The organism is Amycolatopsis keratiniphila (genome assembly GCF_000400635.2).
Classification (GTDB): domain Bacteria; phylum Actinomycetota; class Actinomycetes; order Mycobacteriales; family Pseudonocardiaceae; genus Amycolatopsis; species Amycolatopsis keratiniphila.
This window is the reverse complement of the sequence record NC_021252.1, coordinates 911,385-937,056: the sequence shown is the minus strand read 5'-3', so window position 1 is coordinate 937,056 and position 25,672 is coordinate 911,385. Positions and strand designations below refer to the sequence as shown.

Genomic DNA, 25,672 nt, shown 5'->3' with positions numbered 1-25,672 from the left:
TCCCTCACTGCGAGCCCTCGCACTGAGAACACCATCGGGAAAAGGAATCGGTTGCCCCGGTTTGCGGCGCGCCCACCGGAATCTTCGAAACCTGACGGCCCGAAGCCGGTTTCGCCGGCGGAGCAGGCTTCGGCAGCACAGTCGGTTTCGGCGACGGCGGCTTACTCGACGAGGTCGGCGTCTTGTCCGGCACGACCTCGAGATTGGCCGTGATCGTCGTGGTCTTGCAGATCGCCGTGATCGCGTAGAAGGCAGGCCGCGCCCCGGCGTCGATATGCGCGACGGCCCCCTGGATCACCGGAACCTCGTTGGTCACCGTGAATTCGCCGATGCGGTCGAGCACCTTCGACTTCACCTCGCCCAGTTCGCCGACCGGGCAGCCGACAGACACCAGGATCTCCTCCCCCGCGGCCGCCTGCCGGGGCGAGAGCCCGAGGAACGGGTACGGATCCGCCTTCCGGCTCGTGGACGGGGCGTCCTGCGCGTACGCGACGGCCGGGGCGACCAGTGCGACCCCGAACGCCAGCACCAAGGCGGACCTGATCATGGAACTCACCTCGCGATCAACCGGGCGAAAACGATGATGTTGTCGAGATAGTTGCGCGACGCCTTGTCGAAGACCCCGCCGCAGGTGATGAGCCGCAGTTCCGGTTCCGTGGTGTCGCCGTAGACGGCGTCGGTCGGGAACTTGTCCTTCGCCACCCGCTCGACCTTCGTGACCGCGAACTCGGCCGTCGTGCCGTCCTTGCGGGCGACCGAGACCTTGTCACCGGGCGCGAGTTCCTTCAGGCGGAAGAAGATGCCCTTCTGCTTGTTCCCGTCGACGTGCCCGAGGATCACCGACGGCCCGACCTCCCCCGGCGTCGGACCGTGCACGTACCAGCCCGCCTGCAACGGCTGGGTCACCGGCGGCACCTCGATGGTGTTGTCGGCGTTGAGCCCGAGCGGGATCAGGCTGGACTTCGCGTCGATCTTCGGCACGTCGATCGACACCGGATCGGCCTTCGCCATCCCGGCGGCCGGTTCGGCCTGCGGCTCGTCGCTCGGCGCCACCGGCACCTCTGTCCGCTCCGCGCTCGCCGGGGGCGCGGCCTGGCCGGTCTCCCGCGGCCCGGACAGGACGACCGCCAGCGTCGCCAGGACGGCCAGCAGAGCGGCCGCGAGCACCAGCGGCACCTGTTTCGCTTTCATGCCCACCTCCCGAGGCGCGCCGAGCCGGCCCCACGCCTGGCAAACGCAGCGCACGGCCGGTCGGTTGCCCTCCCCGGTCACGAAATGATCGCGATCGCCGGTACGGGCGGAAGGAAATCAGGACGCCAGGCTGCCGTCACCGGCGCGAGCACCACCGGAAGGCACCGCGCTCACCTGCCGGGGCGGAACGGAAAACGTTGCCGTATAAGACTTTCCGTTGCAGTTGACGGTCAGCGGGTAGCTGCCGGGCGCCGTGCCCGCCTTGAGTTCGACGTCGGCGCTGACATTCGCCGGGACCCCGATGAGCGGGCCGTAGTCGTACTTCCCGACGGTCAGCACCGGCGAAGAGAACGTCGTCGACGTCGGCGCCTTCATGCCGTCACCGCCGGGGCACTGCGCCAGCGCCACGTTGGCTTCGCCGTGCACGTACTTGTTGACGAGCCCGAGTTCGTAAGCCGTGTCGTCGTTGAGCTGGACGGTGACACCGGGATCCGGCTGGGCTTGCTGAGCGAAGCCGGTCGCCGGCCCCGCCAGCACCGCCGCACCGATCGCCACCGCTCCGGCGAGCACCCTGCGAATCACGAAAAACCCCTAGCTGTCAACGAAACACCGACACGCGCTAGACGCGGGCACCCCCGCGAAGGTTGCTCGTCCGACGGAGATCAGTCCAAGTCGTCGTGCCGCATCAGCTGGCGGCCCGCCTCGGTGATCGACCCCGACAGCGACGGGTACACCGAAAATGTCAGTGCCAGATGTTCCACTGTGAGCTGGTTCTGGACGGCGAGCGCGATGGGAAGGATGAGTTCGCTCGCCGTCGGCGCCACGACCACCCCACCGACGACCACGCCGGTGGCGGGGCGGCAGAACAGCTTCACGAAACCGCGTCGCAGGCCTTCCATCTTCGCGCGGGCGTTCGTCGCGAGCGGGAGCATGATGGTGCGGGCGGGCACCTCACCCGAGTCGATCGCCTGCTGGCTGATGCCGACGGTCGCGATCTCGGGGTGGGTGAACACGTTGGCGGCGACGGTCTTGAGCTTGATCGGCGCGACACCCTCACCGAGCGCGTGCCACATCGCGATGCGGCCCTGCATGCTGGCCACGGAGGCGAGCATGAGCACCCCGGTGCAGTCGCCGGCGGCGTAGATACCGGGCGCGCTGGTGCGGGAGACGCGGTCGACGCCGATGAAGCCGCCGGGGCCGGGCTCGATGCCGACCTTCTCCAGGCCGATGTCGGTGGTGTTGGGCACCGAACCGACCGTCATCAGCGCGTGGCTGGCTTCGATCACGCGGCCGTCGGAGAGGTGGATCTCGACGCCCTTTTCGGTGCGCTCGACCTTGTCGGCGCGGGCCTGCTTGACGACCGTGGTGCCGCGCTGGGAGAAGACCTCTTCGAGCACGGCGGCGGCGTCGGCGTCCTCGTGCGGGAGCACGCGGTCGCGGCTGGACACGACGGTGACCTTGACGCCCATCTCGGTGTAGGCCGAGGCGAACTCGGCGCCGGTGACACCCGAGCCGATGACGGCCAGGTGCTCGGGCAGTTCGCGCAGGTCGTAGAGCTGACGCCAGTCGAGGATGCGCTCGCCGTCCGGCACGGCGCCGGGCAGCACCCGCGGCGTGGCGCCGGTCGAGATGAGGACGACGTCGGCGTCGAGCACCTCGGTCGAGCCGTCGGGGGCGGTGACGGCGACCTTGTGCGTGGCGAGCCCGGCCTCTTCGTCGTCGAAGCGGGCCTGGCCGATGACGACGCGGACGCCCTCGCGCTGGACGCGGGCGCGGATGTCGGCGGACTGCGCGAGCGCGAGGCCCTTCACGCGGCCGTGGACGGTCGGCAGGTCGACGCTGGTGTCGGCCATGTCGGTGTTGATGCCGAGCTCGCGCAGGTCGTGCATGTTCGCGAGCGCGCCGGAGGAGGCGATGAACGTCTTCGACGGGACGCAGTCGTAGAGCACGCACGCGCCGCCGAGGCCGTCCCGTTCGACGATGGTGACGTCGGCTCCGTGCTGGGCCGCGACCAGTGCCGCTTCGTAACCGGCGGGGCCTCCGCCCATGATCACGATCTTGGTCACTGGTCTCCTCCTCGCACCGGTGTCTGTGACTGCGTTTACCGTACGCGGGCGACCGTTGGGCGGATTGAGTGGCCGGACACGGCATGTGCGTCCAGCCGGGTGACCGGTAGGTCGCTAGGCTGTGGCCGTGCCGTTGTATGCCGCGTATGGATCCAATATGGAGCCCGCCCAGATGCTGGAGCGCGCTCCGCACTCGCCCATGGCCGGCACCGGCTGGCTGGAAGGCTGGAGGCTGACCTTCGGCGGCGAGGACCTCGGCTGGGAAGGCGCGCTGGCGACCATCGTCGAAGACCCGGGCTCCCGGGTCTTCGTGGTGTTGTACGACGTCACCTCGCTGGACGAGCCCAATCTCGACCGCTGGGAAGGCGGCGAGCTGGGCATCCACTCCAAGATCCGGCTCCGCGTGCAGACCATGGACGGCTCCGTGCTGGCGTGGCTGTACGTCCTGGACGCCTACGAGGGCGGCCTCCCATCGGCGCGCTACCTCGGCGTACTGGCCGACGCGGCCGAGGCCGCCGGCGCCCCCGCCGACTACGTCGACGCCCTCCGCACCCGCCCCTGCCAGGGCATCTCCGGCTGATCACGCGTGTCGTCCGCCTGATCACACGTGTCGCCAGTCCGATCACGCGACCGCGCGCCTTCCGAACGCCTTGGTCAGCTCGGACAGGACGCGCCGGGGATCACGAAGGTCCTCAGCTGACGCCCGGATCGTGATCCACCCCCGCCCAGCCATCCGTGCATCTCGCTCGGAGTCGTAGTCGCGACGCTCCTCGTGGGAAGCGAAGCCGTCGTACTCCAGAGCGACTCGCCGAGCAGGCCACGCCATGTCGAGGACGTACAGCGGCCGCCCCTCGATCGTGGTGATCTCGTACTGCGTCTCCGGTATCGGGAACCCCGCCTCGACGACGATCAACCGAAGGATGCTCTCCGGCGGGGAATCCACCTTGCCGGTCGCCAGGTCGAGCAGCATGACCGCCCTGTGGATACCTCGTCGGTCTCGTCGGTCCACGATCCGGTCCCGAACGTTCGCACGCAGGGTTCGGACATGGTCCGGCGCGAGCCCGTGCATCGCCTCGTCCAGTGCGGCGAACGCGGTTCGCTTGTCCCCATCACAGAGGAAATCGGCCAGCGCCAGATCCAAGGAGAACATGGCGAGCCCGTCGAGTTCGACGACATCCGAGGGCTGGAAGTCGGCCTGATGGATGGTCAACCCGGGCTTCGACTTGACCCGCCGCGAGTGGGGCACCGTCACGTGAATGCTCGTGTCGTCCACAGCCGAAATCCCATGTAGGGCAAGGGCTGTGGCTCCCGACAGCGCCGCAGGCTGTCCCACCACGAGCAGGGCCGCCTGTGCCCGCGTCGCCAGTTTGAGCGAATCCGCAGCGTGGATGACCACGCCCCGCCACGGCTGGACGAGGACGCCTGTGGCCAATCCCTCAAGGACCAGTCGACGCCCCAGAACCTTGTCGGCCTCACTACGCGAGACCGCCCCATGCTGTCCTCCCCAATCGATCATGCCTTCGAGGATCGTTGGGTTTTGCGGCCTCAGAAAGGCCACTCATCCACATCTGTGGATAACTTCACCGATGTGGATAACCTGTGGACAGGTGTTCGACACCGGCTGTGGCGAACACCTGTGACCAGGTGGACGACACGCGTGATCAGACGGACGACACGCGTGAGTGAATGGACGTCAGGCCAGGGTGGCCAGGGCGGTGTGGACCAGGGTGCGGACTCCGCACAGGAGCGAACGCTCGTCGAGGGTGAAGGTCGGGCGGTGGATGTCGGCCATCGGGCCTTCACCGGACCAAACGCCGAGGCGAGCGAAGGCGCCCTGGACGTGTTCCAGGTACCACCCGAAGTCCTCGCCGCCGGACGACTGCTCGGTCCCGGCCACGGCGGTCTCGCCCAGCGCGGCCTCGACGCCGGCCCGCATCAGCGCGTGCGACTCCGGATCGGAGACGACCGGCGGCACGCCGCGGCGGTAGTCGAGGGAGAACCCGACCCCGGTCGGCGCGAGCAGCGACTCCACCGAAGCCGCGACGAGCGGCTCCAGCATCGTCCAGACCTCATGGTCCGCCGTACGCAGCGTGCCGCGCAGCACCCCGTCCTGCGGGACCGCGTTAGCGGCCTGCCCCGCGTGCACCGCGCCCCAGACCAGCACGGTCCCGGATCGCGGGTCGACGCGCCGCGAAAGGACCGCGGGCAGTGACGTGATCACGGTGCCGAGCGCGTGCACCAGGTCCGCCGTCAGATGCGGGCGCGAGGTGTGCCCACCCGGCGACGTGAGCCGCAGCTCGATGAGGTCGGCGGCGGAGGTCAGCGCGCCGACGCGCAGCCCGACCTTGCCGACCTCGAGCCGCGGGTCGCAGTGCAGCCCGTAGATCCGCTCGACGCCTTCCATCGCGCCGGCGGCGATCATGTCCAGCGCACCGCCGGGCATGACCTCCTCGGCGGGCTGGAAGATCAGCCGTACGCGACCCGGCAGCTCCGGCGCGCCCGCCAGCGCCCGGGCGGCGCCCAGGAGGATCGCCGTGTGCGCGTCGTGCCCGCACATGTGCGCGGCGCCCTCGGTCTTGGAGGCGTACGGGAGCCCGGTGGCCTCGGTCAGCGGCAGGGCGTCCATGTCGGCGCGCAGCGCGACGCAACGGTCGCCGCTGCCGATGTCGCAGACCACGCCGGTACCCGAGGGGAGCATCCACGGCTTGAGCCCCACCGAGCGGAGCAGGGACATGACCATCTCGGTCGTGGCGAACTCGTGGCGGGAGAGCTCCGGGTGCGCGTGGATACGACGACGCCACGCGACGACGTCGGTGGCGTTCGCGCGGAGCCAGTCGTCGAGCCAGAAGGGGCCACGCCCGGCACCCAGATCATGCACAGGTGCCATGCTGACGCCGGCCTCGGAGATCAGCGCGGTGGGCGCCTCTATAGGGGCAACGACGCGACCCTCGGGGTCGCCTGGAATGTCCGGACGTGAATCGAGCACCGTCACGCCGCACCTCCTCCCGCAACACAGTCACCTTCGTCTACCACCGTACGAGTGGTCGCTGAAGGCACGCTGGGTGCCGTTCGATCTGTGATACGCATTTGCGATAGATCGTGCACCATGCAGATGACAAGCCGCTCGTCGAGTGATCGAGCCGGAGATGGCCGGTAGTGGATCTGCGATGAACGGCTGCGAGAGTTCGGCCCGGGCTAAGCGGAGAGTCCTTCTACTTACGGGTAGCGGTTCAGGACTTCTTCTTCTTGGAACGGGAGCGACGCCCGAGGATCACCAAGCCGAGCAGGATCGCCGCGGCGATACCCGCGATGACCTTGTTCTTGGTCTCCTGGCTGTTGGCCTTGTCGGTCTCGGCGGGGTCGAGCACCGGCCCCGGAGGCGCCTGTTCGAGCACCTCGTGCACCGCCGCTGCCTGCATGATCACCGGCGCGGGCGCCTGGATCTCAACGGCCTGCGCGGCGGGCGCGCAGACGACCAGCCCGGCGGCGACGAGCCCGGCAAGCTGCCCGAGACGAGACCTTTTCGGCATGACTCCCTTTCGACGGCGTGGCGCGAACCCGATTCTGCACTCTGCCGGGTTCCCGCGTCAGCCGCCACGCGGAGGACCGGAGAACGCCTCCAGAATCCGTTGCGCGGCCAGCGTCGGGGTCAGCTCACCGTCCCGGACCGCCCGTTCGACGTCCGGAACGACCGCTCGGACGTCCGGATGCGCCGCCAGCCGTCCGAGCAGCTGTTCGCGGACCATCGCCCAGGTCCACTCCACCTGCTGCCGCCGTCGCCGCTCGTCCAGTTCACCCGAAGCGGTCAAGACGTCGCGGTGACGGCCGATTTCGGCCCAGACCTCGTCGAGCCCGACATCGGTGAGCGCGCTGCAGGTCAGCACCGGGGGCGTCCACTCGGCGTCCCGGCCGTAGATCATCCGCAGCGCGCCCGCCAGTTCGCGCGCCGCGCGTTTCGCGTCGCGTTCGTGGTCGCCGTCGGCCTTGTTGACCGCGATGACGTCCGCCAGTTCGAGGACGCCCTTCTTGATCCCCTGCAACTGGTCGCCGGTACGGGCCAGGGTGAGGAACAGGAAGCAGTCGACCATGTTCGCCACGGTCACCTCGGACTGCCCGACACCGACGGTCTCGACCAGCACGATGTCGTACCCGGCCGCTTCCATCAGCACGATCGTCTCGCGGGTCGCCCGCGCGACACCGCCGAGCGTGCCCGAAGTCGGCGAAGGGCGGATGAACGCCTTCGGGTCCACCGCGAGCCGCGCCATCCGGGTCTTGTCGCCCAGGATCGAGCCGCCGGTCCGCGTCGACGACGGGTCGACGGCCAGCACGGCGACCTTGTGCCCGGCCCCGGTCAGATCCGTGCCGAGCTGGTCGATGAAGGTCGACTTGCCGACACCGGGGACGCCGGTGATACCGACGCGCCGCGCCCCGCCCGCGTGCGGGAGCAGCTCGACCAGCAGCTCCTGCGCCTGCGCCCGGTGATCGTCCCGATTGGACTCGACGAGCGTGATCGCCCGCGACAGCAGGCCGCGGTCACCCGCGAGGACACCTTTGGCCAGCGCCCCGACGTCGATCTTGCGCGGCAAGGTTCAGGACTCCTGGGCGGTCAGCTGTCCGATGAGGTCGATCGCCGCTTCGGCGATCACCGTGCCGGGGCCGAAGATCGCCGCCGCGCCCGCCGCGCGCAGCTCCTCGTAGTCCTGCGGCGGGATGACGCCGCCGACCACGACGATGATGTCCTCGCGGCCCTGCTCGGCGAGTTCGGCGCGCAGCGCGGGCACCAGCGAGAGGTGCCCGGCGGCCAGCGACGAAACGCCGATCACGTGCACGTCCGCCTCGATCGCCTGCCGCGCGACCTCGCCGGGCGTGGAGAACAGCGGGCCGACGTCGACGTCGAAACCGATGTCGGCGAAGCCGGTCGCGATCACCTTCTGGCCGCGGTCGTGGCCGTCCTGGCCCATCTTCGCCACCAGGATCCGGGGACGGCGGCCCTCCTCCTCGGCGAATTTCTCGACGAGTTCGCGCGCCTGCTCGACGTTCTCGGTCTTGCCGACCTCCTCGCGGTACACACCGGAGATGGTACGAATCTGGCCGGAGTGGCGCCCCCAGATCTTCTCCAGCGAGTCGGAGATCTCGCCGACGGTGGCCTTCGCCCGCGCGGCGTCGATGGCGAGCGCGAGCAGGTTGCCGTCGGACTCGGCGCCCGCGGTGAGCCGCCGCAGCGCGTCCTGAGTAGCGTCCTCGTCACGTTCTTCGCGCAGCCGCCGCAGCTTCTCCAGCTGCTGCGCGCGCACGCCCGCGTTGTCGACCTTGAGCACGTCGATCTGCTCGTCGTCGGTGACCTGGTACTTGTTGACGCCGATCACCGGCTGGCGACCGGAGTCGATCCGCGCCTGCGTCCGCGCCGCGGCCTCCTCGATGCGCAGCTTGGGGATGCCGGCGTCGATCGCCTTGGCCATCCCGCCCGCCTGCTCGACCTCGGTGATGTGCCCCCACGCCTTGCGCGCGAGGTCGTAGGTCAGCTTCTCGACGAACGCGCTGCCGCCCCACGGGTCGATCACGCGGGTGGTGCCGGATTCCTGCTGCAGCAACAACTGCGTGTTCCGCGCGATGCGGGCGGAGAAGTCGGTCGGCAGCGCGAGCGCTTCGTCGAGGGCGTTGGTGTGCAGCGACTGCGTGTGGCCCTGGGTCGCCGCCATCGCCTCGACGCAGGTGCGGACGACGTTGTTGTAGACGTCCTGCGCGGTCAGCGACCAGCCGGAGGTCTGCGAATGCGTCCTCAACGACAGGGATTTCGACGACTTGGGCTCGAAGCCCTTCACCAGCTTCGCCCACAGGAGGCGGGCCGCGCGGAGTTTCGCGACCTCCATGAAGAAGTTCATCCCGATCGCCCAGAAGAAGGACAGGCGCGGCGCGAACTTGTCGACGTCCAGCCCGGCCTCGACCCCGGCGCGGATGTACTCGACGCCGTCCGCGAGCGTGTACGCCAGCTCCAGGTCGGCGGTCGCCCCGGCTTCCTGCATGTGGTAGCCGGAGATGGAGATCGAGTTGTACTTCGGCATGTTCCGCGACGTGAACGAGAAGATGTCCGAAATGATCCGCATCGACGGCTGCGGCGGGTAGATGTAGGTGTTGCGGACCATGAACTCCTTGAGGATGTCGTTCTGGATGGTCCCGGCCAGTTTGTCCGGCGTGACCCCCTGCTCCTCGGCCGCGACGACGTACAGCGCGAGCACCGGCAGCACGGCGCCGTTCATGGTCATCGAAACGCTCATCTTGTCGAGCGGGATGCCGTCGAAGAGCTGGCGCATGTCGTAGATCGAGTCGATCGCGACGCCCGCCATGCCGACGTCACCGGCGACGCGCGGGTGGTCGGAGTCGTAGCCGCGGTGCGTCGCGAGGTCGAAGGCGACCGAGAGGCCCTTCTGCCCGGCGGCGAGGTTGCGACGGTAGAAGGCGTTCGACTCCTCGGCGGTGGAGAAACCCGCGTACTGGCGGATGGTCCACGGCTGGTTGACGTACATCGTCGGGTACGGGCCACGCAGATACGGCGCGACACCGGGATACGTCGAGAGGAAGTCCACTCCGGACAGATCGTCGGCGGTGTACACCGGTTTGACGCCGATGCCTTCCGGCGTCTCCCAGGCGAGGGCGTCGGGGCCCTTGCCGGTGGCGGCGTGCAGTGCTTCGGTCCACTGAGGACGGTCGGCCGGTTCGGGAGAGCCGAGGTCGATTCCGGCGAAGTTCGGGATGGTCATCACTGCACTCCGAGCTCGGTCAACGTGCCGGTCAGGATTTCCAGGGCGTCGCAACCCGTGAAGAGGTAGCCCGTGACGTCCGGGTGATCGCCGGGTTTCCCGGCGAGCAGCACCGAGGTGGCACCGGCTTCCTTGAGTGCCTTCGCGACGCTGTCGGCTTCCTCCGCGTAGGAGGTGTTGCTTCCGCAGATGCAGGCGATCTTCGTTCCGCTGGCCCGGAATTCCGCGACGACATCCTCGGGCGCGCCCGGGTTCACCGCCTCGATCCCGCCTGCCTGGAACAGATTCGCCGCGAAACTCGCCCGCGCGGTGTGCGCCGCGACCGGGCCGAGCGTGGCGAGGAAGACGCGAGGACGGCTGGGATGCGCGTCCGCCCGGTCTCGCAGCGCCTCGAAGGCCTCGGCGTACCGGTAGCGCGGGAGGCCGCCGCCCGCCACGTCGTCCATGGCGTCGCGGACGACCGCTTTCTCTGTCAGGTTGGAGAATTCGCTGACGCCGGTGATCGGATCACGCCGGGTCGCGAGCCGCTTCGACCGCTTCTCCCAGGTCTCGGCGAGCCGCGCGGCGAGCGCGCCGGACGCCAGTTCCGCCTCGATCCCGCCCGCCGCCTCGATGGCGGTGAACTCGCGCCACGCGGCCTTGGCCAGCTCGTCGGTGAGGTTCTCGACGTACCAGGAGCCGCCCGCCGGGTCGATGACACCGGCCAGTTTGGACTCCTCCAGCAGCACGGCGTGCGTGTTGCGCGCGATCCGCGCGGAGAACGCGTCCGGCTGGCCGATCGCGGCGTCGAACGGGAGCACGGTGATCGCGTCCGCGCCGCCGACCCCGGCGCCGAAACAGGCGAGCGTGGTCCGCAGCATGTTCACCCACGGGTCGCGCTGGGTCAGCATCGCGGGCGAGGTGACCGCGTGCTGCCGCATGCCGGCGCCCTTACCGGCTGAGACCCCGGCGACCTCGGTGACCCGGGCCCACAGCCGCCGCGCGGCACGGAACTTGGCGATCGTGAGGAACTGGTCGGCGGTGGCGGCGAGCCGGAATTCGAGCTGGCCGGCGGCGGTGTCGACGTCCAGCCCCGCTTCGGTGAGCGCCCGCAGATACGCGACGCCCGCGGCGATGGCCGCGCCGAGTTCCTGCGCGTCCGAGCCGCCCGCCTCGTGGAACGGGAGGCCGTCGGCGACGATCGTCCGCACCTTCGGGTGACTGGAGGCGACGCGCGCGGCCAATTCCGCGGCGGGGGCGAGCGGATGCGCCGTGCCGGTGCGCGCGGTCAAGCCGATCGGGTCGGCGCCCAAGGTCGCGGTGACCGCGCTCGCCGGAATCTCGCGCTCGGCGAAGAGCGTGAACAACTCGTTCGCGGCGGCTTCGTACTCTTCGCCCGCGTCGAGCGTGACGGGTGCGAGGTCGACGTAGACCTCGTTCAGCGCGTCGCCCAGGTCGGCGACGGGGACCCCGGTCGCGCCGGCGCGCAGCCAGATCGAGCTGACGCCGCCTTCGAGGTCGGCGAGGATCGCGGCGTTGGTGGCCTTGGCGTCGCGGCGCGCGTACCGGGCGCGGACGTCCCAGCCGGTCGTCACCGCGCCTTCGGGCCGGGCGCTTCGCACGAACGGCGGAAGACCGGGGAAACCAGTCCCCTCGACCGTGTCTTCGGCGGTGTAGAGCGGCTGGATCTCCAGGCCGTCGTACGTCCGTGTGACCAGCTTGCTTTCGGGCAGGCCGTCGAAGGACTCGTCGATGGCGCCGCTCTTGCGCAGCACGCCTGCGACGAGCTCACGCCACTGTTCCCGGCTCGCTTCCGGGAACTCCGCCGCGAGTTCCAGCTCTCCGGGCGCGTCGGGCTCGCCGGGGGTCGGCACTGACTCCGTTTCGGCCACTTCCGTCATAGCCAACGATGCTAACGGCCCTCAAGTGGCACCACCTGTGACGCTAGTCGCGCCTAGGGGGTGCTTAGGGGGCGCGGCGAGGTGGGGGCCGCTGGTCGCGAATGGCGGTTTCGCGTGACTGGCCGGACGGTGCGTGTGATCAGACGGACGACACGCGTGACGGAATGGACGACACGCTCGGAGCCGGGCTCCGCCTCGAGTCGTCCGTCTGATCACGCGTGTCGTCCGGCCAGTCACGTGTGTCGTCCGTCTGATCACACGAACGGCCCGGCAGTGCACCGCGCGGGCGCCGCTGTCCGGGCGGCCCGTTCACTCCGACAGGGCACGGCGCATAGGTCCGCCACGCGGGCATACGACACAATTGGGCCGTGCCGTCCGACACCACCGAGTCCAGCGAGAGTCCCGGCGACGAGAAGCGTGTGGTCGCCGGGCGATATCGGTTGCGCTCGGTCATCGGATCAGGGTCGATGGGCACGGTCTGGTCGGCCTACGACGAGTTCCTGCACCGCCCCGTCGCGGTCAAAGAGGTCCGCCTCCCGCCCGGCGTCCCGGCGTCGCAGGCCGACGAACTGCGCGAGCGGACCCTGCGCGAAGCCCGCGCGATCGCCGTCCTGAGCCACCCGAACGTGATCATCCTGCACGACGTCGCGCGCGAGAACGACGAACCGTTCGTGGTGATGGAGCTGCTGCCGTCGCGCAGCCTCGCGCATATCCTGCGCGACCACGGGCCGCTGACGGTCGAGCAGGCCGCGGCGGTCGGCATCGCGGTGGCTTCCGCGCTCGAAGCCGCGCACGCCGCCGGGATCACCCACCGTGACGTCAAACCGGGGAACGTCCTCGTCGCGGGCGACGGCCGGATCAAGCTCACGGATTTCGGCATCGCGCGCAACGTCTCCGAAGCCACCATGACCCGCACCGGGATGATGCTGGGCTCGCCCGCCTACATCGCGCCCGAAGTCGCTTCCGGCGGCGCCGTCGTCCCCGCCGCCGATCTGTGGGGTCTCGGCGCGACACTGTTCGCCGCCATCGAGGGCTCGCCGCCGTACGACGCCGACGGCGACCCGCTCGAAACGGTCGGCAAGGTCGTCAACGGGAAGGTGCCGAAACCCGGCCCCGGCCCGCTGGCCGACGTGATCGGCGCGCTCATGAAGAAGGAGCCGTCGAAGCGGATCACCCTGCGCGAGGTGCGGCGCCGCCTGTATCCGTTGCAGGCCAAGACGCTCATCGACCTGTTCCCCGCCGAGCTCTTCCACACGCCCGACGGCAAGAAGACGACCGCGCATCTGGACGCCACCGACACCCAGGTGATCAAGCCGGTCGCGCCGGAGAAGCCGGGCGAGGGCACGAGTTCCGAACTCGCCGCCGACCCCGGCCCGCTGCCGTTCCTGAACCAGCCCGAGCCGGCGCCACCCGTCGAGCTCGCGCCGATGCCGACCGTCACGCCCCAGCCGCCTCGACGGCCCGGCCGGTCGACGGTGGGCACCGTCGTGCTGGCGCTCGCGTCGGTCGTCCTCTTCCTGCTGGCCGCGGGCGGCGGTTTCGTGCTGGCCAGGGCCGTCGGCGGGCAGGATCTGCGGCCGCCGGAGAAGCTGCAGCAAGGCGACACGATCGTCACCCAGCCGCCGCCGAAACTGATCACGCAGCAGGGTGACGCCAGCACGGTGAACGGCCTCAAGGGCGGCCGGTTCAGCCTCGGTGTCCCGGAGGGCTGGCAGAAGTTCGTCGCCCCGCACGTCACCAAGGGTCTGCCGAGCACGGTGGTCCAGTACGTCTCGGCCGACGGCCGCCAAACGATCCGGGTCGAGCGGCTGAGCGGTTTCCTGGCCGACAGTCCGGCGCAGGCCTACTTCAGCTGGCTGAGGAGCCAGCATCCGGAGATCGCCCCCATCGGCGGGCCCACCACCGTGCCCGGCCGGGGCGACGGCAGCCTGCGGTACACGTACCGGACGACCGAGCGCGCCTCCGGCAACCGGGACGCCCCGAACGAGAGCATCACGCGGACGACGTACATGGACCTGTTCGGCGGCGGCTCGGATCTGTGGATCCTGTCGGTGACCTCGCCCATCGAGCAGGAGAACTCAGCGAAGACCGGGATCTTCGAGCCGGTCGCGCTGTCCTTCATCGTCGACGGCTAGCCCGGCGAAGTAAGCCTTCGAGGCGCGCTGCTGCGCCAGTCTCCGCAGCACCGAGAGCAGCCTGTCGCCCAGAACCGTCTCCACGACGGCGATCTCGATGATCTGCTCCAGCGACTCGATGCCGGCGATCCCTTCGAGGTCCAGGTCGGCGGTCCGGTCGGCGATCTCGGCGTAGGCGTCGAGCTTCTCGAGGTACCAGCCGTGCCCGACCTCGCGGATCGTACACAGGACGCCGACCAGGGCCTGGATGACCAGGTCGTCCTTGTCCTTGCAGGGCCAGCCGCGGCGGTCGGCGAGGTCACGGACCGTGGCGAGCGCCCATTCGCGGGCTTCGTCGTCGACGACCCGCTTCGAGGGCGTGATGCCCTGCTGGGCGATTCCGAGGACGTGATGGGGGCTGGCCTCCCCGGCGTCGACCGCGGCGAGCACCTCGCCGACCGTCGCGAGCGAAAGACCGCCGACGTCCATCAGCGCCCTGATCAGCTTGATCCGCTGCACGTGCCCGTCGTCGTACTTCGCCTGGTTCGGGCTGGTCCGCTCGCCCGGCGGGAGCAGCCCTTCCCGCAGGTAGTACTTGATCGTGGCGACCGGGATCCCGGCTTTTTCGCTCAGTTCGGCCATCCGCACGCGTGCGTTCTCCGATCTCGGGGACGGTTCCAGGGTCATCCCTGAAGACTTCTCAGGATGGATAGTTTAGCTTCCCATAACGGAGAGCTTAACTATCCATTCCGGGAGGGACCCATGACCATCTTGACCGATCTCCGTGAGAGAACCCGCACCTGGCACCGGGGTTCGTACCGCTTCGCCCAGGCCTTCGCCGTGATCACCGTGCTGTGCGCCCTGGCCATGCTCGTCGACCAGCGGACGCTGAACGGCGCGCCGCTGTGGGCGAAACCGTTCAAATTCGCCGTCTCCGCCGCGCTGTACTTCTTCAGCTGGAGCTGGCTCGTCTCCCTGCTGCCCAAGTTCCGCCGGACGGCGAACTGGCTGGCGAACGCGCTCGTCGTGATCTTCGCGGCCGAGTACGTACTCGTGATCTTCCAGACCGTCCGCGTCCGCGCGAGCCACTTCAACAACGCGACGCCGCTGGACAACACGATCTTCCAGATCATGGGCGGGATGATCGCGGTGCTGTGGGTGGTCAACCTCGTCTTGACGATCGCCGTCCTGTTCACCCGGCTCCCCGACCGCGCGACGGCGTGGGCGGCCCGGATCGGCGCGATCCTCGGCATGATCGGGATCTCGCTGGCGACCCTGATGAGCGGCCCCACCCCGGACCAGCAGGCCGTGCTCGACGCGACCGGCCAGTCCGCGATGATCGGCGCGCACACCGTCGGCCTGCCCGACGGCGGTCCCGGTCTGCCGATCCTCGGCTGGAGCACGGTCGGCGGCGACCTGCGGATCCCGCATTTCCTCGGCCTGCACGGGCTCCAGGCGCTTCCGCTGCTCGCGCTCGTCCTCGACGTCCTGGCCGCACGCTATCCGCGGCTTCGCGACGACGTCCTCCGGCTGCGGCTCGTGGTGATCGCCGGCGTCGGCTACGCGGGCCTGCTCGCGTTGCTCACCTGGCAGGCACTGCGCGGCCAGTCGATCGTCGCCCCCGACGGCCAGACCCTCACCGCCTTCGCCCTCCTGATCGCGGGCGTCGCCTTTAGCGGGCTAATCGCGATCGGGCGCCCGGCGAAGGACAGGGAGCTGGAGGCCTCGCTGCGATGAGCGTCGAGACCCTGTTCACCTGGACCTTCCCGCTGGCGACGCCGTTCTGGCTGCTGATGATCTTCCTGCCGGGCTGGTCGTGGACCCGCCGGATCATGTCCTCGCCCTGGACACCGCTGCTGCCGCTGGTCCCGTACTTCGTGCTCGCGATCGCGCATTTCGGCGAGCTCTGGACGGCGGTCAGCAGGCCGGATCTCGGCGTGCTCAGCGCGTTCACCGGCTCGCCGTACGGTGCGGCCACGATCTGGGCCCACCTGATCGCCTTCGACCTGTTCATCGCGCGCTGGATGTACCTCGAATCCCGCGAGCACCGGATCCACCCGCTGGTGACCGGCCCGATCCTGGCGCTCACGATCTTCCTGTCCCCGTTCGGGCTGGTGGCGTTCCTGCTCGCGCGAACCGTCCGGATACGCTCGTCGCATGAGTGAGAACGAGGTCGCGGCGGCCGCCGCCATCGCCGAACGCACCGGCGTCGAGAAGCACGACATCGCCGTCGTGCTCGGTTCGGGCTGGCGCCCGGCGGCGGACGTCATCGGGGAGCCCGAGGCGGAGATCCCGCTGGGCGAACTGCCCGGATTCGCCGCGCCGGGCGCGGTCGGGCACGGGGGAACCGTCCGGTCGGTCCGCGTCGGCGAGAAGCGCGCGCTGATCCTGCTGGGCCGCACGCATTTCTACGAGGGCAAGGGCATCGACCCGGTCGTGCACAACGTGCGCACCGCCGCGGCGGCGGGCGCCGGGACGGTGCTGCTGACCAACGCCGCGGGCGGCCTGCGCGAAGGCTTCCGCGTCGGGCAGCCGGTGCTGATCTCCGACCACCTGAACCTCACCGCGCGCTCGCCGATCGTCGGCGCGAACTTCGTCGACCTGACCGATCTCTACTCGAAGCGGCTGCGCGACATCGCTCGCGAAATCGACCCTTCGCTGGAGGAGGGTGTCTACGCGGGGCTCACCGGGCCGCATTTCGAGACCCCTGCGGAGATCCGCATGCTGCGGACGCTCGGCGCCGACCTCGTCGGCATGTCGACGGTGCTGGAGGCCATCGCCGCCCGCGCCGCCGGGGTCGAGGTGTTCGGGCTTTCGCTGGTGACCAACCTGGCGGCCGGGATGACCGGGGAACCGCTGAACCACGAAGAGGTCCTCGAGGCGGGCCGTCAGTCCGCCACCCGGATGGGCACCCTGCTCAAGGAACTCGTCTCCCGCGCCTGAGAAGTGTCATGAAAGGGTCGTTCAGGACATTTTTCGTCCTGAACGACCCTTTCATGACATCCGGGAGCGCTTACTCAGCCGGCGAACCTGGGAAGCCGCTGAGCGACCTCCGCGGGCGAAGGCATCGCGGCGACCTCGTCGGCGAGCCGGCGCGCCGCACCATGGACGGTCTCGTCGGCGAGCAGCTTTCGCGCCTGCTCGAAAATGACGTCCTCGACGGCCTCGGCACCGATCAGCTGCACGCCCACCCCGGCCGCGACGACGGCCTCGGCGTTCGTGAACTGATCCGCCCCCTGCGGCAGCACCAGCTGCGGCAGCCCGGCGCCGAAGGCACCCAGCGTCGTCCCGCTGCCGCCGTGGTGGACCACGAGATCGACATGCGGCAGGAGCTCGACCTGCGGCACCCACACCTCGACGCGGACATTGCCCGGGACTTCGCCCAGTGCCGCCGGATCCACCGTCGGGCCCGCCGCGACGATGACGTCCGCGTCGAGCCGCGACAGGCCGCCGATGGCCCGCTTCAGCACTTCTTCGTCTCCGAACGCCGTCCCGAGCGTGAGATAGACGAGCGGACGGCCCTTGTCCCGGCCCACCACGCCCGCCGGGAGGTCTCCCGGTTCGGCCCAGCCGACCGGACGCAGCGGGATCCGGTTCGCTCCGGCCAGGAATTCCGGCGATTGCACCGATTCCGGGCAGATGTCGACGACAGGGTCTCCGAAGGACCGCGTATCCAAATCCGGCAAACCGACCTCCGCGGTGAATTCCGCGAGGCGGCCGTAGATGACGTCCATGACGTCGCCCGGCGAAAACCGGCCGAAACCGTGCCCGATCGCGGGAATACCGGCGAGGTGGGCGGCGATGGCGCCACCGGCGTTGCCGCTTTCGTAGACGACGAGATCCGGCCGGTGCCGCTCCAGCACCGGGGTGAGATCGGCGACGAATCGCCGGGGCAGCACATTTCCGAACACTTCGCCGATAACGGGATTGAACGACTCGGGCGGGGCGTCGGAGGCGTTGGGTTTGGGAGCGTCGGGCCCGGCGACCTGCTCGAACGCCTCCCGCATCCCGAATCCGGCGCTTTCCACTGCCAGACCGGCCTTTTCGACCACCGTCAGCATGTCGTCGCCGGTGGCGAACACGACCTCGTGCCCGGCGTCGCGAGCGGCGACGGCGAGCGGTAGTAGGGGATAGAGATGACCATGACTCACCAGAGAAGTGAAGATCAATCGCACCCTCTCCAACGTACCCGTAGGCTGACTCGGTGACGACTTCCTTGACCTCGGATCTCCGGGATCGGGCGTTCCGCTGGATCGCCGACGACCCGGACGACGATTCCCGCGTCGAGCTGCAGAACATCCTCGCCCGCGCGATGGGCGGCGAAGCCGGTGCGGCGGACGAACTCGCGGACCGTATGGCCGGACCGCTCGAATTCGGCACCGCCGGGCTGCGCGGCCCGGTGCGCGCGGGCCCCAATGGGATGAACGTCGCGGTCGTCACCCGGACGACCGCGGGGGTTGCGGCCTGGCTGACCGCACAAGGACATTCGGGCGGTGTCGTGGTGGTCGGCCGCGACGCGCGGCACGGTTCGGAGGCCTTCGCCAAGGCCGCCGCCGAGGTGCTGGCGGCCGCCGGGTTCGCGGTGAAGACGCTGCCCGGTCCGCTGCCCACGCCGGTGCTCGCGTTCGCCGTGCTGGAACTCGGCGCGGTGGCGGGTATCCAGATCACCGCGTCGCACAATCCCCCGGCCGACAACGGTTACAAGCTTTACGACGCGACAGGCGGCCAGATCGTCCCGCCTTCGGACGGCCAGATCGAGCGCGCCATCGAAGCCGCTCCCCCGGCGATCAGCGTGCCGCGCGAGCCCGGCGCCGAAGTACTGGGCGACGAACTCCGGGACGCGTACCTCGCCAAGGTCGCGCTGCTGCCGCGCGGCCCGGAACGCGCGGTCAAGGTCGCCGCGACGGCGTTGCACGGCGTCGGCGCGGAGACGCTGCGCGCCGCGTTCGAGCGCGTCGGTTTCACCGAGCTGAGCCTGGTCGCCGAGCAATCCACACCGGATCCGGACTTCCCGACGGTTTCCTTCCCGAATCCGGAGGAACCGGGCGCGACGGATCTCTTGCTGGCACTGGCTTCCGAGGCCGAAGCCGACCTGGCGATCGCGCTCGACCCGGACGCCGATCGGTGCGCGCTGGGCGTGCGCGAGCGGGACGGTTCGTGGCGGATGCTGCGCGGGGACGAAACGGGCGTCCTGCTCGGCTGGCACGTTCTGTCCACTGTAGACAGTACCGATCCGCTGGTGGCCACGACGATCGTGTCGTCGTCGATGCTGGGCGAAGTCGCGAAGGAGTTCGGGGCGCGCTACGCGGAGACCCTGACCGGGTTCAAATGGCTGGTCCGTGCCGGCGAAGGCCTCGTGTTCGCTTACGAAGAGGCGCTCGGCCTCTGCGTGAATCCGGGTTTCGTGCGCGATAAGGACGGTATCTCCGCCGCCGTGCTCGCGGCGGGCCTGGCCGCCTCCCTGCGCGCGGCGGGCCGCGGGCCGCTGGACGTCCTCGACGAACTGGCGGTGAAGCACGGCGTGCACGTGACGGATCAGGTCTCGCTGCGGGTCACCGACCTATCGGTGCGAGAGCGTCTGATGGCGGGCCTGCGTGCCACGCCCCCGGCGTCGCTGGGCGGCACCGGCGTCACGATGGAGGACCTCCTGCCCGACGCCGACGTCCTCCGCCTGACCGGCGAGGGACTGCGTGTCGTCATCAGGCCGTCCGGGACCGAGCCGAAACTGAAGGCGTACCTGCAGATCAAGGAGCCGGTCACCGGCGATCTCGCCGAGGCGCGGGCCGCCGCGGACACGCGGCTGGCTGCACTCCGGGCCGACATCGAGTCCCGGCTGGTGTGACGTGCCGAGGCTGCTGATCGTCCACCACACGCCGTCGCCCTCGACGCAGGCGATGTTCGAAGCCGTGCTCTCCGGCGCGAACCATCCGGACATCGAGGGCGTCGACGTCGTGCGCCGCGCGGCACTGGGCGCGACCGTGCCCGACGTCCTGGCGGCCGACGGCTACCTGCTCGGCACCCCGGCGAATCTGGGTTACATGTCCGGGGCGCTGAAGCACTTCTTCGACACCGTCTATTACCCGTGCCTGGATTCCACGCGGGGGCGGCCGTTCGGGTTCTTCGTGCACGGCAACAACGACACGTCCGGCACCGTGCGCGGGATCGAGGCCATCACGACCGGCCTCGGCTGGGAAAGCGCGGCCTCGCCGGTACTCGTCACCGGCGAACCGGGCAAAGCGGATCTCGAGGCATGTTTCGAATTGGGCGGCACCCTGGCCGCCACGCTCATGCCCTGATCCCCCGCCCGCATTTCGTCCTCTGAATGCGGTGAAAGTAAAGGGGCCTGTCACCGGAAGCCCTGGGGGTCGACCTCCGGCAACAGGCCTAGGCCAAGGGTTCGCCGTGATGGCGATCAACCTTGGCTGCCTCAGCGTACTACATCCGGCACGATCTTGTGCACCCACCGGGAAAAACGGCTCTCACTCCGGTGTCCGTGCACCCCCAGGGCACGGATTCCGGAGCAAGAGACCGGACACGGCACGAAACCGCTTGACAACTGTAAACCACTGCATACATGGACTGTCAACAGCTGCGGACAGGCTGTATCGCGTTACACTCCAACTACGGAACGGGACTACGGAACGGTTGGGGGGTCATGTCGCCGTATCAGACCTTCGCCCAGAAACTGACCGCGCTGATCGATTCGGTGCGCGCGGACGAAGGTGCCCCGCACAGCTATCGCGAGCTGTCCGCGGCCATCGACCGCGCCGGCGGGCCCACCATGTCGCCCGCGTATCTCCAGCAGCTCGCCACGGGCAAACGGGTCAATCCGAAGATCCACTACGTCGAAGCGCTGGCGAAACTGTTCGGGGTGCCGATCACCTACTTCTTCGACGAGCAGGAGCCCCAGCCGGCCGGAGAGGCGACGCTCATGGCCATGCGCGCACAGGAGCTGTCCCCGCAGGGCCGTCGTCAGGTGATGGACCTGCTGGAACTCGTCGAACGCTATGAACGGGCCGAGCGCGAGCAGCCGGAAGAAAACCGATGAAGGAACGGGAACTCCGCAAACGCTGCCGCAAGATGCTGAACAAGCTCGACATCGAGCCGCCGCTCGACGTCGGCGTGCTCTGCGAGCGGCTCGGCGAACAGCGCGGCAGGCCGATCCGCCTGATGCCGTATCCGCTGGAGGTCCCCGGCCCGTTCGGCTGCTGGATCGCCACCGGTTCGGCGGATTACATCTTCTTCCAGCAGGAGACGACGAAATCCCATCAGGACCACATCATCCTGCACGAACTCGGGCATATGCTCGCCGATCACCATCCCGGCGGCGACGCCGAACCCGCCGACTTCCTGCGCGGCCCCGCCCCCGGCCTCGACGGCGACGCGGTACACCGCGCTTTACGCCGCACCTCCTACGATGAGGCGCACGAATGGGAAGCCGAGACCGTGGCGACCATCATCCTCGAATGGGCGTCGGTCTTGAACTACACGATTCCCCGTCGCGCCGACGACGATGACGTCCGCCGCGTCCAAGGCGCGCTGGGCGACCATCAAGGGTGGCTGTGACTCCACTGTTCTCCCCCATCAACGTCGTGGCGATGGTGCTGTTCGCGACCGCGCTCGCCTGGCGGATCTACCAGACCTACCGGGCACCCCGCCTGCTGCCGAACTGGGCGATCACGATCACGATCGTCTGCGTCGCAGGCTCCTTCCTCGCCCAGCAGAAGGTCATCGTCGGCTGGCTCGACGACCTGACCGGCAAGGGCACCGGCCGCCTGGTCAACAACGTCCTGCTCGCCATCGGCGTTTGCGCGCTGCTGATCGTTTTCCTCGGCTCCGCGCTGGGCCCGCGCAGGCCGGGGCGGGTCCTCTTCGAGCTGATCCCGTTGTCCGCCGCGATCGCGCTGATGCTGGTCGCCATGGCCGTCACCCCGCCGGAGGTGCGAGGGCTGGCGCTGAGCCCGAAGCTCGTGCACGTGCCCGGGGTGGCGTTGTTCTACCTCGGCGCGGGGATTTACCTGATCTACGGCCTCGCCGCCTGCGCCTGGTGGATCTTCCGGTACATCCGCACCGCGGACCGCCATCTGAAGATCGGGCTCAAACTCAGCGCCGCCGGACTGATCTGCCTTTCCGTCGGCAGTGTCTTCCGCGCGCTCTACATCGTGATCGCGTGGGCGTTCGGGCCGTCGGTCCCGATTCTGCTCACCGTCGCGGTGCCGCTGGTGCTCCTCGGGATCGTGCTCTTCCTCGCCGGGATCACCTACCCCGGCGCCCGCGCGCGGTTCGCCGCGCTGCGACGGCGCCGCCAGCACCGGCGGCACCACGACGAGCTCACCCCGTTGTGGACCGCGCTGGCCGGGATCTACCCGAACATCGTGCTCCGGACCACGCCGCAGGGGGCGTGGGAGCGGTGGCGTCCGCGCACGGTCCATCGCCGGTACTACCGCCGGGTGATCGAGATCCGGGACGGGCTCGTGCAGCTGAGTCCCTATCTGGAAACCGATCTGACCGCACTCGCCGCGGACGATCCGCAGGCGGCGGCGGAGGCGCTGAAGACGGCGATCGCCCGGCAGACCGCGGGCGAGGAGACCGACGGGCGCGCGAAACTCGTACTCCCCGGCGGCGCCTCCGACATCGAATCCGACGTGCGGCCGCTGCTCGCGCTCTCCGCCGCCGTCTCCAGGAGCAAGGTATGACGAAACAGCTTTTGCTGACGGCGAGCCGGATCCTGCCGCGGCCGAGCACGCCGATCGAAGACGGTGCCGTACTCGTCGAGGGCGACCGCATCCTCGCGGCGGGCCCACGCGCCGAGGTCGTGACACAGGCGTCGCCGGACGCCGAAAGGCTCGGTTTCCCCGGCGCGACACTGTTGCCCGGCCTGTTCAACGCCCACGTGCACCTGGCGTTCGACGCCACCCGCGAGATGCTGCCGAACTTCCTGGCGAGCGACGACGAAGCCTTGCGCGCGGGCGCCAAGGAGCGTTTGGGACAACTGCTGCGGAGCGGCGTCACGACGGTGCGGGATCTCGGTGACCGCGGCGCCTTGGGTGCGCGGGTCCGATCGGAACTCGAAGGCACCGCCGCGCCGCGTCTGCTGACCGCGGGCTCACCCCTGACCGTCCTCAATGGACACTGCCATTTCTTCGGCGGCGAGGTCGACGGCGACGACGCGATCCGGGCCCTGATCGACGCGAACGCGGCGGCCGGCGCGGACGTGATCAAGGTGATGGCCAGCGGCGGCCAGATCACCGAGGGCGGCGCGGACATGTGGGAGTCCCAGTTCGACGTCCGCGCGCTGCGCCTGATCGTCGAGCACGCGGGGCGCCACGGACTCCCGGTCGCGGCGCACGCCCACGGCGCCGACGCGATCGAGGCGTCGGTCGAGGCGGGCGTGGCCACGATCGAACACTGCACCTGGATGACCGGCCCCCAGCGGCAGGACCGGCGCGAAGGCGTCGCCAAGCGGATGGCGGCCGAGGGCATCGCGGCCTGCTCGACCAGCAGCCGCAACTGGCGGATGCTGGCCGAGCGAATGGGCGAGGAGCTCGCGAAGACCGTCTACGGCAGGCTGTCCTGGCTGGAGGAGCTGGGTGTCCCGCTCCTGGCGGGCACGGACGCCGGCTTGCCCGGTTCGGTGTTCGACGACCCCGTCGGCGCCCTGGAACTCTACGAATGGCTCGGTTTCGGCAGGCGCCGGATCCTCGAGATCGCGACCGAGGACTCCGCCGCCGGGCTCGGGCTGGGCGATGTGACCGGACGGCTCGCGCCTGGGCTGAGTGCCGACGTCCTGGCGGTCGACGGTGATCCGCTCGCCGATCTTTCCGCGCTCCGGAACCTCCGTCTGGTGCTTTCGCGCGGGTTGGTCGTGAGTGGCGTTTCGGGTTAGAACCCGAAACGCCCCTCACGACCAACCCGGCCTACCTCGTTTGGCGACAGCGTTTTAAAACAGTGTTATCGTTGCCTCATGGAAGGACCGATCAAACTCTTCACCGTCATCGCCCTCGTTTCGCTGCCGACGGTGATGTACGGCGGCTACGCGCTGATGGGTGTCCTGCGCGACAAGAAGCTGACCGAACACCAACGCGCGATGTTCCGCGCCGGCCACGCGCACGCCGGTGTCCTGCTGGTCCTCGCGCTGGTCGCGCTGCAGATCCTCGGGCAGACCGGGCTCCCGGACGCCGCTCGGTGGGTCGTCTGCTTCCTGCTGCTGTTCGGCGTGCTCGCCCAGTCCGGCGGCTTCTTCCTGCACCTGGCACCGGGCAAGGGCAAGCTCGGCGGGCGGGTCACCGGCGCCGGGGCGGTGCTGCTCGGGGCGGCGATCCTGACCACCGCGTACGGCCTCGCCTTCGCTGGTTAAGCTTGTTGACGTGCCTGAATACCTGCCGACAGCCCCCGCCAAGGGGACCCGCGACTTCCTGCCCGCCGAGATGTCCGTCAGGACGCAGGTGTTCGGCCATCTCTACGACGTGCTCGAACTGCGGGGTTTCCTCCGCTACGACGGGCCGATCCTCGAACCCGCCGAGATCTACGAGCGGAAGTCCGGGCAGGAGATCGCCGATCAGCAGCTGTACACGCTGACCACCAAGGGCGGCGAGCGGCTGGCGCTGCGTCCGGAGATGACGCCGTCGGTCGCCAGGATGATCGCGGGCAACGCCAAATCGCTGCAGTTCCCGGTGCGCTGGTACAGCCACCCGAACTGCCACCGCTACGAGCGGCCGCAGCGTGGCCGGGTCCGCGAGCACTGGCAGATCAACGCGGACATCTTCGGTTCGGACAGCGCGAACTGCGAGATCGAGATCTTCGAGCTGATCCACGACATGATGAGCGCGCTCGGCGCGACCCCGGACATGTTCCAGGTGCGGGCCAACGACCGGAACCTGCTCTCGTCGGCGCTCACCGACATCGTCGGCGTGACCGCGGAGCAGCTGCCGCAGGTGTTCACCCTGGTGGACCGCTGGGAGAAGTCGGACCGGACGAAACTGAGCGACACCGCGACCGAGATCGGGCTGACCGACAAGCAGTTCGAGAAGCTGACCGAGATCCTGTCCTCGGGCGCGGCCCTGCTCGACGAGCTGCCGGAGCAGGTCAAGGAGAACTCGAACCTGGTCAAGGTGCTGAACAGCGGCGCCGCGGACCTCATCACGTTCGATCCGATGATCGTGCGCGGGCTCGCGTACTACACGTCGACCGTGTTCGAGGTCTTCGACACCTCGCCGGAAAACCGTCGTGCCCTCTTCGGCGGCGGCCGGTACAGCGACCTGGCGTCGTTGTTCACGTCGCAGCAGATCCCGGGGATCGGCTTCGGCATGGGTGACGTCACGCTGATCGACTTCCTCGACACGCACGGCCTCACGCCGAAGCCGCGCAGCGAGGTCGACGTCGTGGTGATCCCGGTGACCGAAGAGCTCACCGACGCCTCGCGCGAGGTCGCGGGAAGGCTCCGGAAGGCCGGGCTGCGCACGTCCACCCCCGTCGAACTCCGCAAGCTGGGCAAGGAGCTCACCCGCGCGGACAAGGCCGGGGCGCGGGCCGTGGTGATCGTGGGCCAGGAGGACTGGGACGCCGGGAACGTGACGGTGCGCGGTCTCGCGACCCGTGAACAGCGGACCGTGGCCCTCGACGGCGTGGTCGAAGCGGTCAACTCCTCGCTCTGACAACGAAAA

Annotated in this window: 25 protein-coding genes; 13 read left to right on the top strand and 12 right to left on the bottom strand. The window is 69.3% G+C overall.

Annotated features, from left to right (window positions below):
- Positions 1 to 4: 4 nt before the first annotated feature.
- The 4 genes from AORI_RS45595 to AORI_RS45580 form a co-directional block, all read right to left on the bottom strand.
- A complete protein-coding gene (locus AORI_RS45595; protein WP_016331319.1) occupies positions 5 to 547 on the bottom strand; it encodes a hypothetical protein in 543 nt (180 codons plus the stop codon).
- Between the two features lie 5 nt (positions 548 to 552).
- Positions 553 to 1,191 carry a class F sortase gene (locus AORI_RS45590; protein WP_016331318.1) on the bottom strand — a complete coding sequence of 213 codons (639 nt, stop codon included), beginning with the start codon at positions 1,189 to 1,191 and terminating at the stop codon, positions 553 to 555.
- A 117-nt stretch (positions 1,192 to 1,308) separates the two neighbouring features.
- Positions 1,309 to 1,773, bottom strand: a complete 465-nt coding sequence (locus AORI_RS45585; protein ID WP_228688300.1) for a hypothetical protein — start codon at positions 1,771 to 1,773, stop codon at positions 1,309 to 1,311.
- A gap of 80 nt (positions 1,774 to 1,853) precedes the next feature.
- Positions 1,854 to 3,257, bottom strand: a complete 1,404-nt coding sequence (locus tag AORI_RS45580; protein WP_016331316.1) for an NAD(P)H-quinone dehydrogenase — start codon at positions 3,255 to 3,257, stop codon at positions 1,854 to 1,856.
- A gap of 127 nt (positions 3,258 to 3,384) precedes the next feature.
- Between AORI_RS45580 and AORI_RS45575 the strand changes: the two genes are divergently transcribed.
- Positions 3,385 to 3,837 (top strand): gamma-glutamylcyclotransferase family protein, encoded by a 453-nt coding sequence (locus tag AORI_RS45575; RefSeq protein WP_179948472.1) that lies wholly within the window; start codon positions 3,385 to 3,387, stop codon positions 3,835 to 3,837.
- A 42-nt stretch (positions 3,838 to 3,879) separates the two neighbouring features.
- On the opposite strand, the gene AORI_RS45570 is transcribed toward AORI_RS45575, so the two are convergent.
- From AORI_RS45570 to AORI_RS45545, 6 genes are all read right to left on the bottom strand, one after another.
- Positions 3,880 to 4,773 (bottom strand): DUF559 domain-containing protein, encoded by an 894-nt coding sequence (locus tag AORI_RS45570; RefSeq protein ID WP_016331314.1) that lies wholly within the window; start codon positions 4,771 to 4,773, stop codon positions 3,880 to 3,882.
- 177 nt (positions 4,774 to 4,950) lie between these two features.
- Positions 4,951 to 6,249 (bottom strand): amidohydrolase, encoded by a 1,299-nt coding sequence (locus tag AORI_RS45565; RefSeq protein WP_081809636.1) that lies wholly within the window; start codon positions 6,247 to 6,249, stop codon positions 4,951 to 4,953.
- 238 nt (positions 6,250 to 6,487) lie between these two features.
- The gene (locus AORI_RS45560) at positions 6,488 to 6,787 is read right to left on the bottom strand and encodes a hypothetical protein (protein ID WP_016331312.1); all 300 of its coding nucleotides are present in this window, start codon (positions 6,785 to 6,787) and stop codon (positions 6,488 to 6,490) included.
- 57 nt (positions 6,788 to 6,844) lie between these two features.
- Positions 6,845 to 7,843, bottom strand: a complete 999-nt coding sequence (gene meaB / locus AORI_RS45555) for a methylmalonyl Co-A mutase-associated GTPase MeaB (RefSeq protein WP_016331311.1) — start codon at positions 7,841 to 7,843, stop codon at positions 6,845 to 6,847.
- A gap of 3 nt (positions 7,844 to 7,846) precedes the next feature.
- On the bottom strand, positions 7,847 to 10,015 hold the full coding sequence (gene scpA / locus AORI_RS45550) for a methylmalonyl-CoA mutase (protein WP_043848562.1): 2,169 nt from the start codon (positions 10,013 to 10,015) through the stop codon (positions 7,847 to 7,849).
- The gene (locus AORI_RS45545) at positions 10,015 to 11,895 is read right to left on the bottom strand and encodes a methylmalonyl-CoA mutase family protein (protein ID WP_016331309.1); all 1,881 of its coding nucleotides are present in this window, start codon (positions 11,893 to 11,895) and stop codon (positions 10,015 to 10,017) included. Before AORI_RS45545 ends, scpA begins: the two co-directional genes overlap by 1 nt.
- A 368-nt stretch (positions 11,896 to 12,263) precedes the next feature.
- Between AORI_RS45545 and AORI_RS45540 the strand changes: the two genes are divergently transcribed.
- Positions 12,264 to 14,030 (top strand): serine/threonine-protein kinase, encoded by a 1,767-nt coding sequence (locus tag AORI_RS45540; protein WP_016331308.1) that lies wholly within the window; start codon positions 12,264 to 12,266, stop codon positions 14,028 to 14,030.
- On the opposite strand, the gene AORI_RS45535 is transcribed toward AORI_RS45540, so the two are convergent.
- Complete coding sequence (locus AORI_RS45535; protein ID WP_063751875.1) at positions 13,974 to 14,696, bottom strand: MerR family transcriptional regulator; 723 nt, start codon at positions 14,694 to 14,696, stop codon at positions 13,974 to 13,976. The genes AORI_RS45540 and AORI_RS45535 overlap by 57 nt on opposite strands.
- A gap of 75 nt (positions 14,697 to 14,771) precedes the next feature.
- Between AORI_RS45535 and AORI_RS45530 the strand changes: the two genes are divergently transcribed.
- The 3 genes from AORI_RS45530 to AORI_RS45520 are packed head-to-tail and all read left to right on the top strand — an operon-like array spanning position 14,772 to position 16,952.
- Positions 14,772 to 15,746 carry a hypothetical protein gene (locus AORI_RS45530; protein ID WP_016331307.1) on the top strand — a complete coding sequence of 325 codons (975 nt, stop codon included), beginning with the start codon at positions 14,772 to 14,774 and terminating at the stop codon, positions 15,744 to 15,746.
- A complete protein-coding gene (locus tag AORI_RS45525) occupies positions 15,743 to 16,174 on the top strand; it encodes an ABA4-like family protein (RefSeq protein WP_016331306.1) in 432 nt (143 codons plus the stop codon). Before AORI_RS45530 ends, AORI_RS45525 begins: the two co-directional genes overlap by 4 nt.
- Entirely contained in the window at positions 16,167 to 16,952 is a 786-nt protein-coding gene (locus AORI_RS45520; protein WP_016331305.1) for a purine-nucleoside phosphorylase, read from the top strand. Before AORI_RS45525 ends, AORI_RS45520 begins: the two co-directional genes overlap by 8 nt.
- Before the next feature lie 74 nt (positions 16,953 to 17,026).
- On the opposite strand, the gene AORI_RS45515 is transcribed toward AORI_RS45520, so the two are convergent.
- Complete coding sequence (locus AORI_RS45515; RefSeq protein WP_016331304.1) at positions 17,027 to 18,184, bottom strand: glycosyltransferase; 1,158 nt, start codon at positions 18,182 to 18,184, stop codon at positions 17,027 to 17,029.
- A gap of 29 nt (positions 18,185 to 18,213) precedes the next feature.
- Between AORI_RS45515 and AORI_RS45510 the strand changes: the two genes are divergently transcribed.
- The 8 genes from AORI_RS45510 to hisS all read left to right on the top strand — a co-directional run bounded on the left by AORI_RS45510 (position 18,214) and on the right by hisS (position 25,663).
- On the top strand, positions 18,214 to 19,851 hold the full coding sequence (locus tag AORI_RS45510; protein WP_016331303.1) for a phospho-sugar mutase: 1,638 nt from the start codon (positions 18,214 to 18,216) through the stop codon (positions 19,849 to 19,851).
- 1 nt (position 19,852) lies between these two features.
- Positions 19,853 to 20,305: a flavodoxin family protein gene (locus AORI_RS45505; RefSeq protein WP_016331302.1), complete on the top strand. Its 453-nt coding sequence runs from the start codon at positions 19,853 to 19,855 to the stop codon at positions 20,303 to 20,305.
- Between the two features lie 359 nt (positions 20,306 to 20,664).
- Positions 20,665 to 21,057: a helix-turn-helix domain-containing protein gene (locus tag AORI_RS45500; protein WP_016331301.1), complete on the top strand. Its 393-nt coding sequence runs from the start codon at positions 20,665 to 20,667 to the stop codon at positions 21,055 to 21,057.
- Positions 21,054 to 21,575: a hypothetical protein gene (locus AORI_RS45495; protein WP_016331300.1), complete on the top strand. Its 522-nt coding sequence runs from the start codon at positions 21,054 to 21,056 to the stop codon at positions 21,573 to 21,575. The genes AORI_RS45500 and AORI_RS45495 overlap by 4 nt, the downstream gene beginning before the upstream one ends.
- Positions 21,572 to 22,705, top strand: a complete 1,134-nt coding sequence (locus AORI_RS45490) for an MAB_1171c family putative transporter (protein WP_016331299.1) — start codon at positions 21,572 to 21,574, stop codon at positions 22,703 to 22,705. Before AORI_RS45495 ends, AORI_RS45490 begins: the two co-directional genes overlap by 4 nt.
- Positions 22,702 to 23,895, top strand: a complete 1,194-nt coding sequence (locus AORI_RS45485) for an amidohydrolase family protein (RefSeq protein WP_016331298.1) — start codon at positions 22,702 to 22,704, stop codon at positions 23,893 to 23,895. The genes AORI_RS45490 and AORI_RS45485 overlap by 4 nt, the downstream gene beginning before the upstream one ends.
- A gap of 78 nt (positions 23,896 to 23,973) precedes the next feature.
- On the top strand, positions 23,974 to 24,366 hold the full coding sequence (locus AORI_RS45480) for a hypothetical protein (RefSeq protein ID WP_016331297.1): 393 nt from the start codon (positions 23,974 to 23,976) through the stop codon (positions 24,364 to 24,366).
- Positions 24,367 to 24,376: 10 nt separating this feature from the next.
- A complete protein-coding gene (gene hisS, locus AORI_RS45475; protein WP_016331296.1) occupies positions 24,377 to 25,663 on the top strand; it encodes a histidine--tRNA ligase in 1,287 nt (428 codons plus the stop codon).
- The last annotated feature ends 9 nt before the right edge of the window (positions 25,664 to 25,672 follow it).